The organism is Pseudonocardia bannensis (genome assembly GCF_012911875.1).
GTDB classification, from domain to species: Bacteria; Actinomycetota; Actinomycetes; order Mycobacteriales; family Pseudonocardiaceae; genus Pseudonocardia; species Pseudonocardia bannensis.
Window position 1 is genome coordinate 1 of record NZ_JAAXKZ010000147.1, and the last position, 14,264, is coordinate 14,264.

Sequence of the window (14,264 nt, forward strand, 5' to 3'; positions counted from 1 at the left end):
GGACGGGCGGCGGGGCGGGGCAGACCCAGCCGCATCGGTTGAGGTCCCAGTAGCAGCGGCGGTCGTGGACGTGGTGGAGGCTGCTGGTCATGCTCGTTCCCTCGGCTCAGATGAGGGTGTGGATGCGGATCACGTGCCCGTCCGGGTCCGGGACGTCGGCTGCGTCGCCGCGGTGGCCGGCGACCGGCGCTGTGTGCTGGATGCCCTGAGTGTCCAGCCGTGCGAGCAGGGCGTCGAGATCCGCTCGGGTGCCGATCGCGAGGCAGACGGAGTCGAAGCCGGCCAGCGCACGAGCCCGTTCGCGGTCCTCCCACAGGGCCAGCCGCAGGTCGGCCTCCGGATGGCGCAGTGCCACCCCGCGCAGCCGGTTCTCCGCACCGAACTCCGCCTCCGGCGCGAAGCCGAACGCCCGGACGTACCAGTCCCGGCTGCGCTCCACGTCGGACACCGGGAGCTTCAGGTGGTGCAGCCCGGACGGGTGCCCATCGGCCCAGTCGTGCTGAACGACGACCCGGGCGTCCACGACGCGACTGGCGTGGTCGGCGACGAACCGGCGGTGCGGCTCGGCCTCGACGTAACGCCGGGCGGCGGCGAAGTCCGGGAAGTCGAGCACGGCGACGAACTCGTGGTTGCCCGGGAAGTGGGCCGCGTCGTCGCCGTAGCGCAGCCCGGTGAGCTCGGGGATGCCGCGAAGCGCCTCCATCGCGTCGCGGTACCGCCGGCGGTCGGAGGCGGTGGTCCCCGCGGCCCAGCGGTGGGCGACGACCTGACGGAACACGACGACCCCTCCTTTTCGACTACCGAGCGTCTAACGAACATCTGTACGGTAGGGTCGATCCGTGACCGACGTCAACGCGGCCAAACGGGGGTACTCGTCGCCGCTGCGCCGGCAGCAGGCCGCCGCCACCCGTGCCGCCGTCCTCACCGCCGCCCGCGACCTGTTCCTGGAGCGGGGCTACGGGGCGACGACCGTCGAGCAGATCGCCGGGCGCGCCGGGGTCAGCAAGCCCACCGTGTTCACGGCCGTGGGCAACAAGCAGACGCTGCTGGCGGTGGTTCGTGACGTCGCGATGGCCGGTGACGACGAGCCGGTGGCCGTCGGTGCGCGACCGGCGGCCCGGGAGATCGAGTCCGAGCCCGACCCGGACCGGGCGGTCGACCTGCTGACCGAGCTCATCGCCGGCATCGGAAGCCGCTACGCCGCGATCGCCGAGGTCGTCCGCGGGGCGGCCGAGAGCGGCGAGGAGGGACCTCGGGAGCTGTGGCGGGCCAGCGAGGAGCAGCGGCTCGCCGGGGCCCGGCAGTGGATCGCCGCACTGTCGCGGAAGACCCCGCTGGCCGGCGGACTTGACCACGACACCGCCGTCGACCTGATGTGGCTGTACATGGCGCCCGACCACTACCACCGGCTCGTGAACGTGCGCGGCTGGAGCCCGGAGCGCTACCGCACCTGGCTGGCCGACCGGATCCGGGGGCTGTTGCGCTAGGCGGGGCGGCGGAAGGGCAACAGTGGTGTCCGAACCGTCCGGGTGAGAAGGTCTCGGCATGGAGCCTGACCTCGCCGCGCTGTCCTTCGAGCCGCTGACCCCGGTCTCCTACCTCGACCGGGCCGCGGCCGCCCACGGTGACCGGACCGCAGTGGTCGACGGCGACCAGCGCTGGACCTACGCGGAGCTGCACGATCGCTGCCGGCGCCTGGCCGGGGCGCTGGCCCCGCTGGCGCAGGGCCGCCCGGTGGCGGTGCTCGCGCCCAACACCCACGTGCTGCTCGAGGCGAACTACGGCGTGCCGTGGGCGGGGGTGCCGCTGGTGGCGGTCAACACCCGGCTCTCGGCGGGCGAGGTCGCCTACATCCTGGAGCACTCCGAGGCGTCGGTGCTGGTGCACGACCCGGCGTTCGACGAGCTCGTCGGGAAGGCCCTCACGCAGCTGGGCTCCCCCCCGCGGGTCGTCCGGGCCGGACCCGGCGACGACGGGGAGTACGAGGCACTGCTGGCCGGCGCGACTCCGCAGGCGATCACGCCCGACGACGAACGGTCGCTGCTGTCGATCAATTACACGTCCGGGACGACCGGGCGGCCCAAGGGCGTGATGTACCACCACCGCGGGGCCTATCTGCAGGCGTTGGCCATGGTCGGGCACACCGGGCTGACCCCGTCCGCGGTGCACCTGTGGACGCTGCCGATGTTCCACTGCAACGGCTGGTGCTTCCCCTGGGCGGTCACCGCCGCCGCCGCGACGCACGTGTGCCTGCCCAAGGTGGACCCGTCGGAGGTCTGGCGGCTGATCACGCAGGAGGGCGTCACCCATCTCAACGGGGCGCCGACCGTGCTGAGCATGCTCGCCTACGCACCGGAGGCGAAGACCTACCAGCCCGACCCGGCCGCCCCGCCGATCCGGGTGGCCACCGGCGGCGCCCCGCCGAGCCCGGCGATCCTGCGCCGGATGGGCGAGCTCGGTATCGAGGTCACCCACCTCTACGGGCTGACCGAGACCTTCGGCCCGGCGATGATCTGCGACTGGCGCCCGGAGTGGAACGGTCTGGACGCCGAGGCGCAGGCCAGGCTCAAGGCCCGCCAGGGCGTCGGGAACATGATTGCCTGCCAGGCCCGGGTGATCGGCGAGGACGGTTCCGACGTGCCCGCCGACGGCGCGACGATCGGGCAGATCGCGCTGCGGGGCAACAACGTCATGCTCGGCTACCTCAAGGATCCCGAGGCGACCCGCGCGGCGGCCCCCGACGGCTGGTTCCGTACCGGGGACCTGGGCGTCGTGCACCCGGACGGCTACGTCGAGCTGCGCGACCGCAGCAAGGACGTGATCATCTCGGGCGGCGAGAACATCGCGAGCGTCGAGGTCGAGCAGGTCATCGCCGAGCACCCCGCGGTCCTGGAGGTCGCCGTGATCGCGGTGCCCGACGAGCGGTGGGGCGAGGTGCCGGCCGCGTACGTGACCCTGCACGACGGGGCGGAGGCCACCGAGGCCGAGATCATCGACCACGTCCGGGAGCGGCTGGCCCGGTTCAAGGCGCCCAAGTCGGTGGTCTTCGGGGAGCTGCCGAAGACGTCCACCGGCAAGATCCAGAAGTTCGTGCTGCGGGACCGGGCGTGGGAGGGGTCGGAGCGGCGCATCCAGTAGGCGCATCCAGTAGGCGCGGCCGTTCGGGCCACGACCGCCGGTCAGACGGCCCGGCCGCGGCCGGAGGCGATCCACGCCTGCAGGCGGTCCTCCGGGCGGCGCAGCGGGTGCAGCGCCGCCAGCCGCTCGCGCTGCTCGGGCGTACCCCCGCCCTGCGCGACGGCCCGTTCGGCCTCGGCGATCTCGCGCGTCGCCGTCACCTCGCCGGGGTCGTGCAGCTGCGGCGACAGCGGCGGCACCGGCTCGTCGGCGTGCCGGGCCTGGTAGTACGGGTTGTCGGCGGGCAGCTTCGCGGAGAACCGCCCGTACCCGCCGAGCACCAGCAGCAGCGCCCCGGCCAGTAGGCTGAAGATCACGTTGGGCATCCGGAACGCGAGGATGTTCAGGTCGGTGTCGATGACCAGCACGTTGAGCACACCCGACAGCACGAAAAGGGTCCCGATCGTGACGGTGACGGTCGTGGTGGTCCCGTTGCGGCGGATCCGCCAGCCGACCGCGGACCCGATTCCGCTATCGCCGGAGCAGCCGCAGCGCCGCGGGTGGGCGTCCGCCGAAGCCCTCCGCCTCGAGCGCCGCGACCAGGATGCGAGGCAGGTCCCGGGCGCGCGGGAAGGCCACGAACCGCGGTGCCCAGACCGGCCGGAACTTGGCGTTGAAACGGTAGAGGCTGTCGATCTGCCACCACCGCGACGCGATCCGCAGCACCCGGGCCCACAGCCGCGCGACCGGCCCGGCGCCGATGCGCTCGCCGCGCTCGAGGGCGGCCCGGAAGACCGCGAAGTTCAGCGACACCCGGGCGACGCCGAGCGACGGTGCCGTGGCCAGCAGTTCGACGATCATGAGCTCGTTGACGCCGTTGTCGGCGTCCGGGTCCCGGCGCATCAGGTCCAGCGACAGCCCGTCGCTACCCCACGGCACGAACTGCAGCAGCCCGCGCACCCGCCCGTCGAGTTCGGCGGTGACCACGACCGCGGCCGGGTCGGCCGGGTCGCACACCCGTGACAGTGCCATCGAGTAGCCGCGCTCCACGTCGCCGCCGCGCCACGACGACGCCAGCGCGGCGAGCTCCCCGGCGTCCGCGTCGCCGACCTCGGCGAGCCGGCGCACGCGCACCGAGTAGCCCGCCCGCTTGACCCGGGCGGCGGCCTGCCGGATCCCGCGCATCGGCCGCCCCTCCAGGCTGAACCCGGCGACGTCGAGCACGGCCTCGTCACCGAGTTCCAGGGCGTCGAGCCCGGCGCGCGCCCACGCCGTGGCCCCGCGCTCGGAACAGCCCAGCACCGCCGGCACCCAGCCGTGCGCCACGCACTCCGCGAGGAACGCCTCGATCGCCCCCGGCCAGGCCTCGACGTCCCCGACCGGATCCCCGGAGGCCAGTGCGACGCCGACCAGTGCCCGGTAGGAGACCGCCGACTTGCCCGTCGGTGAGAACACCGCGCCCTTGTCGCGGCGCAGCGCGAAGTAGCCCAGCGAGTCCCGGCCGCCGTGCCGGGCCAGCAACGACCGCAGCCGGGACTCGTCATCGGCGGTCAGCCGGGGCCGCGGCTCGGGGGAACGGAGCAGGAAGTACCCGGCTGCGAGGACCGCGGCCACGCCGAAGGCCAGCCCGACCGTCGCGGTCAGGTCGTCGAGCCAGCCGGCCCGGAACTGCACCGGACCGGACACCCCGACCAGGGACAGCGCGGCGTGCTCGGCCTGTGCGGCCGCACCCGGATGGCCCACGACGCGGCGGTCGTCGAGTGCGATCAGCAGCCAGACGAGGCCGAACCCGGCGGCGGCCAGCTGGGTCAGCACCAGCAACGCCCGGCCCAGCCCGCCCGGATCGGGGCGGGCGACGAACCAGCGCCGGCACATCACCAGTGCGACGAGCAATCCGGCACTGGTCAGGCCCGCGACGACGCCGTGCCCGGAGACGGCGCCGTGAAGCAGGTTGACGATCGTGAGGACCGCGGTCAGCCCGACCGCCAGTGCCCATGCCCGGTGTTTGCGCCGCCGCAGCCCGGTGGCCAGCAGCAACAGGCCGACGCCCGCGACCAGGGTGATCACCACCCCGGCGAGCCCGGCGGCCGGGGGCAGGCCCAGGACGCTGCGCAGTTCACCCCCCAGCACCCGGCGCGGGGTGGGGAACAGAGCGGTCGCGAGGGTCAGCACGGCGACGAGCCGGGTGGACCACACCACGGCCCGGATCGCCGCCGTACCCGCCCGGCGCCGCCGTTGCGCGGCCGGATCCGGCCGCGCGGGGGCCCGCGGTGGCCCCTCCGGGCAGGAGCGGGAGAGCTCAGGGCGGGCCATGATCGCCCCCTGCCGGCCCACCCCCGGCCGGCACCACGGCGAGGACGGCGAACACGACGGTGATGGTGCGCCCTGCGCGGCCGTGCCGCCAGCACCCCCGGCGCACCGGATCGGGCGGCGACGAGAATGGTCGCGAGAATGCCGCCATCGAGGACGTACCGGCCGGGTACGGGCCGGCTCGGCGGCGGGGAGCGGTCCGTGCTGGAGAGGAGTTCGCCGATGCGCCCGACGGCCCGGCTGCATGTCGCTGCGCTCGACGCCGACGTGACGGTGCCCGAGGCGGTCCGGCGGCTCGCCGGCCGGCGACGGGTGACGGCCTGGTCGGGTGCGTGGTCGCGAGGTGGACTCGTCACCTGCGATCCGGTGCGGGTGGCGGGGCCGGGGGAGGACCCCTTCGCGCTGCTCGCGACGCAACCGGTGGTGCGGGCCGACCCCGCGCATCCGGACGCGGTCGGCGGCGGCTGGTTCGGCTACCTGTCGTTCCCGGCCACCCGGGACGCGGGCTTCCCGCGGGCGTCGCTGGGCTGGTATCGCGACGTGCTACGCCACGACGGCCGGCGCTGGTGGTACGAGGCGCTGCTGCTCGGTGACGGCGACGGCCATGACGCCGACGCCGACGGGTTCGGCCCGGCCGAGGCGCGGCGCCGCCAGGTGGCCCTGGAGCGTGCGTTGCGAACCCCGGCCACGGCGTCGCCCGCCCGGCTGGAGGTGCTCGGGCTGCCGGACGAGACCGCGCACGTGGTCGCCGTGGAGCGGTGTGTGCAGGCGATCCGGCGGGGCGACATCTACCAGGCCAACATCGCGACCGAGTTCGGATTGCGGCTCACCGGTTCGGTGCACGACGCGTGGGCCCGGCTCGTCGAGGCGCTCGGCCCGGCCCGCGCCGGGTTCGTGGCCGATCCGGCGGGCACGGCGATCAGCGCGAGCCCCGAGTTGTTCCTGCACCGGGACGGACGCACCGTGCGCACCGAGCCGATCAAGGGCACCCGGCCGCGGACGGGCGCGAGCGCCGCCGCGGACGAGGCCGAGCGGCTGCTGCTGCGGGGCTCGGAGAAGGACGCCGCGGAGAACGTCATGATCGTCGATCTGATGCGCAACGATCTGTCCCGGGTCTGTGCGCCGGGCTCGGTGACCGTCCCTCGGCTGCTCGCGGTCGAGCCGCACCCCGGCGTGTGGCATCTGGTGTCGGAGGTGCGCGGGAAGCTCGCTGCGGGCTGTGACGATGCCGCGCTGCTGGCCGCCGCGTTTCCGCCCGGCTCGGTCACCGGGGCTCCCAAGGTGCGTGCCGTGGAGCTCATCGAGGAGCTCGAGGGCCGGCCACGGGGGCTGTTCACCGGGGCACTGGGGTACGCCGGCCCGCTGGCGGGGCTGGAGCTCGCCGTTGCGATTCGCACCCTGGAGGTCGAGGGGCCCGGCGACGGGTCCGCGGGGGGTCCCGCGCGGGCCCGGCTCGGCGTCGGCGGCGGCGTCACGGTCGACTCCACCCCCGCGGAGGAGTGGGCGGAGTGCCTGACCAAGGCCGCACCGCTGCTGCGGGTGCTCGGTGACGGGGTGCCCTGGGCGCCGACGGGAACGCTGACCGCGGCGCCGCGACCCCGGCCGGCGGATGGCCTGTTCGAGACCTTGCTCGTGATCGACGGCCATCCGCAGCGCCTGGCCGACCACCTGCGCCGGCTGCGCCGTTCCTACTGGGAGTGCTACGGACATCCGCTGACCGCCGACGTCGCGGGCGCCATCCGCGCCGCGGTGGGGGGCGGGGCGGGCCATCATCGGGTCCGGGTCGACGCCGTCCCCGGCGAGCCGGACCGGGTCGAGGCGGTGGCGCGCCCGTGCGACCCGCCCGTGCCGCTCGACCGGCAGCCCGGGCTGGTCCTGCGGGTGTCGCGCCCGGCCGAGGGGGTGGCGCACAAGTTCGCAGATCGCCGATGGCTCGACGACCGGGAGGCCGGCCTGGCGCCGGGCACGCTGCCGTTGCTCGTCGACGCGTGGGACCGGGTGCTCGAGTCCACCCGTTCGAACGTCTTCCTGGTGCGCGACGGCGTGGTCGCCACCCCGCCGCTGGACGGCCGCGTCCTGCCCGGGACCGCGCGGCAGGCCGTGCTCGACGCCCTCGACACGCGCGGCACCCGCTACGAGATCGGCGAGCTGACCCTGGACGACCTCGCCCGGGCCGACGGGGTCTTCCTCACCAACGCGATCCGTGGCCTGCAGTGGGTGCGCGCCGTCGACGGTCTGGCGGAGTGGCCTGAGCCGGACGCGGTGATCGGCCGGCTCGCGAAGGTCCTCACCTGACACGCCGTGCGCCGGGGATCCCGGTGGGGACCGGGCGAGGCGTCGACAACTCGTGGGATCCGACGATAAAATGACCGTACATTTACGGCCACGACAGGCGGGAAGACGACGATGACAGCCGCGGCGGGCGAACGGGGACCCCGGGCGCTGGACCGGTCCCGGTCGTTGTCGCTGTGGGCCCAGTTGCTGGCCGACCTGCGCCGCCGCCTCGACGACGGCGAGTTCGCCGACACCTTCCCCGGTGAGCTCGCGCTCGTCGCGGAGTACGGGGTCAGCCGGCACACGGTGCGCGAGGCGCTGCGCCGCCTGCGTGAGGAGGGCGTCGTGGTCGCCACCCGTGGCCGGACCCCGCGGCTGGCCGAGCCGGTCGAGATCGAGCAGCCCCTCGGCGCGCTCTACAGCCTGTTCTCCTCCGTGGAGGCGACCGGACTGCGCCAGCGCAGCGTGGTGCGGACCCTCGACGTCCGGGCCGACGGCGTGGTAGCCACCCGACTGGGGCTGGAGGAGTCGACGCCGCTGGTCTACCTGGAGCGGTTGCGGCTGGCCGGCGGCGCGCCGCTCGCGGTCGACCGGGTCTGGCTGCCCGAGCGGCTCGCCGCCCCGCTGCTCGACGTCGACTTCACCCACACCGCGCTCTACGACGAGTACGCCGACCGGTGCGGCGTGCGGCTGACCGGCGGACAGGAGCACATCCGCGCGGTCGTGCCCAGCGCCGCCGAGAAGCGGTTGCTCGAGATCGGCCCCGGGATCGCGGCGTTCGCGATCGAACGGCTCGGCTGCGCGGGCGAGGCTGCGGTCGAGTGGCGGCACACCCTCGTCCGGGGCGACCGCTTCGCGGTCACCGCGCACTTCTCGGCCGGCCGGGGCTACCGGTTCGGCGTCAGCACCGGGCCCGACCCGGACGCCCGCTGATGCTCGCGGCATCCCTCGCGCTCGGCGCGCTCATCGGTGTGGTGATCGGCGCCCTCGGCGGGGGTGGCGGTGTGCTCACCGTCCCGCTGCTGGTCTTCGTGCTGGGCCTGAGCGCGCAGGACGCGACCACGAGCAGCGTCCTCATCGTGGGCGTCACCTCGCTGGTCGGGGTACTGCTCCGGATGCGGGGCGGGCTCGTCCGCTGGCGGACCGGCCTCGCCTTCGGGCTGGCCGGGGTACCCGCGGCGTTCCTCGGCACGCTGCTCAACGGTCGGGTCGAGCAGCCGGTGCTGCTGCTGTCGTTCGCGGGGCTGACCGTGCTGGCGGGTACGGCGATGCTGATCAGGCCGCACGAGCCCGACGTCCCCGTTGACGTCGACGAGGGCTCCGGTCCAGGTTCGTCCGATGCGCTCGGAGCCGCGACCCGGGTGCGGCCGGTGACCCGGCGTGCCGCTGTCCCGGCGAAGATCGTCGTGTACGGGGCGCTGGTCGGCTTCCTCACCGGGTTCCTCGGCGTGGGCGGCGGGTTCCTCGTCGTGCCTGCGCTGGTCGTCGCCCTGCGGATCCCGATGACCCAGGCGATCGGCACCTCACTGCTGATCATCTCGATCAATGCGGTGGCGTCGCTGGCCTCGCGCGCCGGCGTCGCCGAGTTCGACTGGGGGATGGTCCTTCCGTTCAGCGCGGCGGCGATCGCCGGGGTGTTCGCCGGCAAGCTCGTGTCCGACCGGGTGGCCGGCGCCACCCTCGCCCGGGCCTTCGGGGTCCTGCTGCTGGCCGTCGGCGTGTTCGTCGGCGTGCAGGGACTGCACGGCATCGTGGTCGGTTGACGGCGCCGCCGCGTCGGCGGCGACGGTCAGGACGTTCCCCCGGGGTCGGGGACGTCGAGATCGACGAGTGGGCCCTCGGTGGCGGCCACGGTGCCGCCGGTCTGCTCGGCCAGCCAGGCGCGGAAGGAATCGGTGTCGCCCGCCGGGACGTGCACGGTGAACGTCGCCTGCCGCCCGTAGCCGACGTCGGCGATCCGGTGTCCGGCGGCGCGCAGGGCGTTGTCCAGCCGCCCTGCCTCGGCGTGCCCGGCCGCGATCTCGAGGGTGGCGAACCGGGCCCTGCGCAGGGTGCCGACCGCGTCGATCGCCTCGGACACCGCCCGTCCGTAGGCGCGGACCAGCCCGCCGGCGCCGAGCTTGATCCCACCGAAGTAGCGGGTCACCACCGCGACGGTGTCGGTGAGCTCCCGGCGCAGGAGCACCTCGAGCATCGGCACCCCCGCCGTCCCCGCGGGCTCGCCGTCATCGCTGGAGCGCTGCGACCCGCCGTCCGGGCCGACCCGGAACGCCGAGCAGTTGTGCGTCGCCGACCAGTGCTCCTTGCGGACGGCGGCGATGAACGCGGCCGCCTCCTCGTCGTCGGCGACCCGGGCGAGGCTGCACAGGAACCGCGACCGCTGGATCTCCAACTCGTGCACGCCGTCGCGGGCGATCACGCGCACGGGCGGGCCTCCCGATCTCGTCGGCTCACCGGGCCAGTATCCGTGATTAGGTGACCGGCATGGCTGTCGCACCGATCGACGAGCAGGAGCGGGCCCGCGGCCTGCTCGACGCCCAGGAGCGGGCCGTCGAGCTGTTCGCCGAGATCTCCCGCCGTGGTCTGATCCGCCCCGGAGCGCTCGAGTCGACCGTCAGCGCGGAGGTCCGCGACCTCGGCGCCGACATGTTCGGCGTCAGCAGGCACTGGCACAAGCGGGTGGTCCGCTCCGGGCCGAACACCCTGCAGCCGTACCGGGAGAACCCACCCGACCGGGTCATCGAGGCCGACGACATCGTCTTCGTCGATCTCGGACCGGTCTTCGCCGAGTGGGAGGCCGACTTCGGGCGCACGTTCGTGCTCGGCGACGACCCGGTCAAGCACCGGCTGCGCGACGACCTGCCGCGCATCTTCGAGGCCGGACGCCGCCACTTCGCGGCGCATGCGGACATCACCGGCCGGGAGCTGTACGCGCACATGACCGGGCTCGCCGAAGCCGCCGGCTGGGAGTTCGGCGGCGCGCACTCCGGCCACCTGGTGGGGGAGTTCCCGCACGAACTGATCGACGGCGAGCGGATCGAGAGCTACATCGCGCCCGGCAACGGCACCGTCATGCGCCGCACCGACAAGGCGGGCCGGCGCTGCCACTGGATCCTGGAGGTCCACCTGGTCGACCGGGCGCGGCGGATCGGCGGGTTCCACGAGGAGTTGCTGACCCTGGGCGGGTGAGGAGTGGACGTCGGATCGGCGCTGCGGTTGTGCGCCGCGTTCGTCCTGCTGACCGCGCAGGGTGATGCAGGTCGCGGCCGGCTCGCTCGGTCTCGGCGTGGTGCTGGCGATCGCCGGTGGAACCTGGCTGGTCCGGTCGGTCCGCCGGCTGTGACGGGCGGCCCGCTCCGCCGGGCAGGGGATCGGGGTCCGGGCGAATTCCGCGGCACGCGAAAGGCCGTGCCGATCGAACGACAGCGGTGCTGCGGGAGATTCGCCTGCGGGACGTTTCCTTCGTGAAATCCCTTTCAGCCGATTCTCCGGCGGGAGATTGCGTCGCCCACGCGCGGCCCGGTTTGCGACGTCGGCGCCCTGCCGATCTGCGGTGCGGACGACCGGTTGCACGGCATGATCGCCGACCGCGACATCGTCGTGAAGGTGCCGGCGCGGGGCAAGGACCCCGTGCGGTGCACGTCGGAGAACTGGCCCAGGGGGAGGCCGTCACGATCGGCGCCGACGACGTCGTCGACCTGCTGCGCACCATGTGCCAAGCACAAGATCTGCCGGATCCCCGTGATCGACGGGCACCGGCTGGTCGGTGTGGTCGCCCTGGCCGACGTGGCACGAGCCGTGGACGGCCCGGCCGGCGGCCTGTTGCTGGAGGCGCCCTCCACCGACTGACGGCGACCTCCCGGCGTCGCGGGCCCCCACCGACGCCTGCGATGCCGGGACCCTTTCAGTCGGCGACGGCGGTCAGCGCGAGGATCTGCTGGAACTCGGCGTAGCGGTCGAGGGCCGTCCGCGCGGCGTTCATGGCCGCCGGGTCGGCCTCGACGTGGCGCAGGAGCCGCTCGTAACGCTCCCGGCGGCCGCGTGCGGGTCCCCGGTCCAGGTCGGCCCAGCGCAGGTACCGCTCGACCTGATCCCGGTGACGACGACGGGCGGCCTCGTCCGGATCACGCGAGGCGAGCCAGACGATGAACGGGGCGAGTGCGGCGGACCTGTGCATCTCTGCTCCTCGAAGGCCGAGCCGGGAAGAATCGACAGGAATACCAGTATCCCGGCTAATTGCGCTATCGCCGTTGCGGGACGCAACTGTGCCATTGCGGCTGTCTGCGCAATCAGTAATACCCCGTTCAGTGCAGAGTGGCATCCGTTCGCCGGACACCCTGATGGGCTGTTCAGGGCTAATTCTCCGCGATGTGCTTCCTCCGGTGTGCGTGATCTTCGCTTTGGGTAGAGCGTTTCCGACGCAGTAGGCCTGTGGTCGGGCGGAGTCGATGCCGTGATCCATTCCGTCCGGTCGTGCGCCCCACGGCGAAAAGTCCACGACCGACACGAGGAGATCCAGTGAAATGTGGAGCGCGAGTAGCACTGGGCGTCGCCGGTGGCTACTTACTGGGCCGCACCAAGAAGATGAAGCTGGCACTGGCGTTGGCGGGTATGGCGGGTGGCCGGCGTATCGGCGGCCCGGGTGAGCTGCTCGCCCAGGGGACCAAGTTCCTCGACCGGTCGCCGGAGTTGCAGCGGCTCGGCGACGAGGTCCGTGGCCGGCTCATGGAGGCCGGCAAGGGCGCCGCGATGGCGGTGGCCGCGCGCCAGGTCGAGGCGCTGACCGACCGCGTGGGCCGCCGGGTGGAGTCACTGGGGGACGTCGCTCCGGGCCGCCCGGGCCGGCGGCGGCGTGGCGAGCAGGAGGAGGCCGGCCGCGAGCCCGAGGACGTCGAGGAGTACGACGAGGTCGACGAGGACGTGGATGCCGACGCCGACCGCGACATGGGGGAGGACCTCGCCGAGGACGAGGCTGCACCCGAGGAGGACACGGCCGAGGAAGAGCCGCCGGCGCGCAAGGGCCGCGGCCGGCGGTCCGAGGAGGAGAAGCCGGCCCGCGGTGCCGCAGCCGGACGCCGCCGGCAGCCGGCCGCGGCGACCACGGCCGCCGAGATCGCCCGGTCGACCGCGTCGGCCGCCGGGTCGGCGACGGGCCGCAAGGGCACGGCCACGAAGGCGGGGGGCGGCAGTGGGCGCGCCACCGCCAAGGCCGGCGCGGGCGCGGGCAAGGGCCGGTCCGCGAGCCGGCGGGGTGAGTGATGGCCGAGGTCACCCGCGGGGCGTCCAGGGACGGCGACCGCGGCGGCCTGGCCGACGCCATCCCCACCGATGCCCTGCGGGACGCGGGCCAGCGGCTGCTCGGTCTGCTCGTGCAGCGTGCCGCCCAGGTCGCCACCGAACGCGTCGGGGAGCTGTCCGAACGGCTGACCGACTTCGCCGAGGACGGCGGGCAGGGGCTCCGGGCGGCCCTGACGGGCCGGGCCCCGGATGAGAGCAGGGCTTCCGAGGACGGCGAGTCCTCCGAAGACGGCGAGTCGGATGGCAAGGGCAAGCTCGGCGTGCTGACGGAGAAGATCAAGGGCCTCTTCGGTGCCGGCCGGAAACCCGGTGGCGGGAAGAAGCTGAAGGTCACCAACATCGTCGAGACCCTCGACGTCGGGCTCCCGCTGCGGACCACCTACAACCTCTGGTCGCAGTACCAGGACTTCCCCAACTTCATGAAGAAGGTGGAGAACGTCGACCGCCCGGCGGACGAGACGTCGAACTGGAAGGCGCAGATCTTCCTGTCGCACCGGACCTGGGAGGCGACGACGGTCGAGCAGGTGGCCGACTCGCACATCGTGTGGCGGTCCAAGGGTCAGAAGGGGCACGTCGACGGCGCTGTCACGTTCACCGAGCTCGGTCCGAACCTGACCCGCGTGGCGCTGGTCATGGAGTACTGGCCGCAGGGCCTGTTCGAGCACACCGGGAACCTCTGGCGGGCCCAGGGCCGGCGCGCCCGGCTCGAGTTCAAGCACTTCCGCCGCCATGCCATGACCAACGTGATCCTGCACCAGGAGGACGTCGAGGGCTGGCGCGGCGAGATCCGCGACGGCCAGGTCGTGAAGACGCACGAGGAGGCGCTGAAGGAGGAGCAGGAGCGCGAGGAACAGCGGGAGTTCGAAGCCGAGCCGGAGGAGGAGCCCGAGTCCGCCGCGGCCGAGGGCGAGGAGCCCGAGGGCGCCGAGGAGGAGTACGAGGGCGAGTACGCCGAGGAGGAGCCCGAGGGCGCCGAGGACGAGTACGAGGACGAGGACTACGCGGACGAGGACTACGCGGGCGAGGACACCGCGGACGAGGACACCGCGGACGAGGACTACGCGGGCGAGGACACCGCGGACGAGGACACCGCGGACGAGGGCTACGGCGACGAGGACGAGGAGCCCGCCGCCGAGGCTCGTCCCGAACGGCGTTCCAGACAGCGGGCCGGTGCCGGCTCCGGACGGAGGCGATGATCGATGTCAGTGGCGACGCAACGAGGTGGCGGAGGCTACGTAGAACGAGGCGGCGGCGGGGGAGGTGGC

13 protein-coding genes and 1 pseudogene are annotated in these 14,264 nt (G+C 73.7%); 9 read left to right on the forward strand and 5 right to left on the reverse strand.

All coding sequences use genetic code 11. The features are described 5' to 3' along the window. Positions 1-106: 106 nt before the first annotated feature. Positions 107-778 carry a VOC family protein gene (locus tag HF519_RS33080; protein WP_169415669.1) on the reverse strand — a complete coding sequence of 224 codons (672 nt, stop codon included), beginning with the start codon at positions 776-778 and terminating at the stop codon, positions 107-109. A 61-nt stretch (positions 779-839) separates the two neighbouring features. Here HF519_RS33080 and HF519_RS26240 point away from each other — a divergent pair, with 61 nt between their 5' ends. Further along, a complete protein-coding gene (locus HF519_RS26240; protein ID WP_169415670.1) occupies positions 840-1,487 on the forward strand; it encodes a TetR/AcrR family transcriptional regulator in 648 nt (215 codons plus the stop codon). Between the two features lie 58 nt (positions 1,488-1,545). Continuing rightward, the gene (locus HF519_RS26245; protein ID WP_169415671.1) at positions 1,546-3,138 is read left to right on the forward strand and encodes an acyl--CoA ligase family protein; all 1,593 of its coding nucleotides are present in this window, start codon (positions 1,546-1,548) and stop codon (positions 3,136-3,138) included. 41 nt (positions 3,139-3,179) lie between these two features. Here HF519_RS26245 and HF519_RS26250 read toward each other — a convergent pair whose 3' ends face one another. Together HF519_RS26250 and HF519_RS26255 are read right to left on the reverse strand one after the other, a co-directional pair. Then, positions 3,180-3,566, reverse strand: a complete 387-nt coding sequence (locus HF519_RS26250; protein ID WP_169415672.1) for a hypothetical protein — start codon at positions 3,564-3,566, stop codon at positions 3,180-3,182. 82 nt (positions 3,567-3,648) lie between these two features. Then, entirely contained in the window at positions 3,649-5,430 is a 1,782-nt protein-coding gene (locus tag HF519_RS26255) for a phosphatidylglycerol lysyltransferase domain-containing protein (RefSeq protein ID WP_169415673.1), read from the reverse strand. A gap of 219 nt (positions 5,431-5,649) precedes the next feature. Here HF519_RS26255 and HF519_RS26260 point away from each other — a divergent pair, with 219 nt between their 5' ends. From HF519_RS26260 to HF519_RS26270, 3 genes are all read left to right on the forward strand, one after another. Beyond that, positions 5,650-7,722: a bifunctional chorismate-binding protein/class IV aminotransferase gene (locus HF519_RS26260; protein ID WP_169415674.1), complete on the forward strand. Its 2,073-nt coding sequence runs from the start codon at positions 5,650-5,652 to the stop codon at positions 7,720-7,722. 111 nt (positions 7,723-7,833) lie between these two features. Beyond that, positions 7,834-8,634 carry a GntR family transcriptional regulator gene (locus tag HF519_RS26265; RefSeq protein ID WP_169415675.1) on the forward strand — a complete coding sequence of 267 codons (801 nt, stop codon included), beginning with the start codon at positions 7,834-7,836 and terminating at the stop codon, positions 8,632-8,634. After that, entirely contained in the window at positions 8,634-9,464 is an 831-nt protein-coding gene (locus HF519_RS26270) for a sulfite exporter TauE/SafE family protein (RefSeq protein ID WP_211170607.1), read from the forward strand. The genes HF519_RS26265 and HF519_RS26270 overlap by 1 nt, the downstream gene beginning before the upstream one ends. Positions 9,465-9,490: 26 nt before the next feature. Here HF519_RS26270 and HF519_RS26275 read toward each other — a convergent pair whose 3' ends face one another. After that, on the reverse strand, positions 9,491-10,126 hold the full coding sequence (locus HF519_RS26275) for a YigZ family protein (RefSeq protein ID WP_169415676.1): 636 nt from the start codon (positions 10,124-10,126) through the stop codon (positions 9,491-9,493). Positions 10,127-10,185: 59 nt separating this feature from the next. On the opposite strand from HF519_RS26275, the gene HF519_RS26280 reads away from it, so the two are divergent. Both HF519_RS26280 and HF519_RS26285 read left to right on the forward strand, forming a co-directional pair. Continuing rightward, positions 10,186-10,890, forward strand: a complete 705-nt coding sequence (locus HF519_RS26280) for a M24 family metallopeptidase (protein ID WP_169415677.1) — start codon at positions 10,186-10,188, stop codon at positions 10,888-10,890. Positions 10,891-11,232: 342 nt separating this feature from the next. Further along, positions 11,233-11,550 (forward strand): annotated as a pseudogene (locus tag HF519_RS26285) (CBS domain-containing protein); the annotation flags it as partial. Positions 11,551-11,605: 55 nt separating this feature from the next. On the opposite strand, the gene HF519_RS26290 reads toward HF519_RS26285, so the two are convergent. Next, entirely contained in the window at positions 11,606-11,878 is a 273-nt protein-coding gene (locus tag HF519_RS26290) for a hypothetical protein (protein WP_169415678.1), read from the reverse strand. 407 nt (positions 11,879-12,285) lie between these two features. Here HF519_RS26290 and HF519_RS26295 point away from each other — a divergent pair, with 407 nt between their 5' ends. Next, positions 12,286-12,960, forward strand: a complete 675-nt coding sequence (locus tag HF519_RS26295) for a hypothetical protein (protein ID WP_211170608.1) — start codon at positions 12,286-12,288, stop codon at positions 12,958-12,960. Further along, a complete protein-coding gene (locus tag HF519_RS26300) occupies positions 12,960-14,195 on the forward strand; it encodes an SRPBCC family protein (protein ID WP_169415680.1) in 1,236 nt (411 codons plus the stop codon). Before HF519_RS26295 ends, HF519_RS26300 begins: the two co-directional genes overlap by 1 nt. The last annotated feature ends 69 nt before the right edge of the window (positions 14,196-14,264 follow it).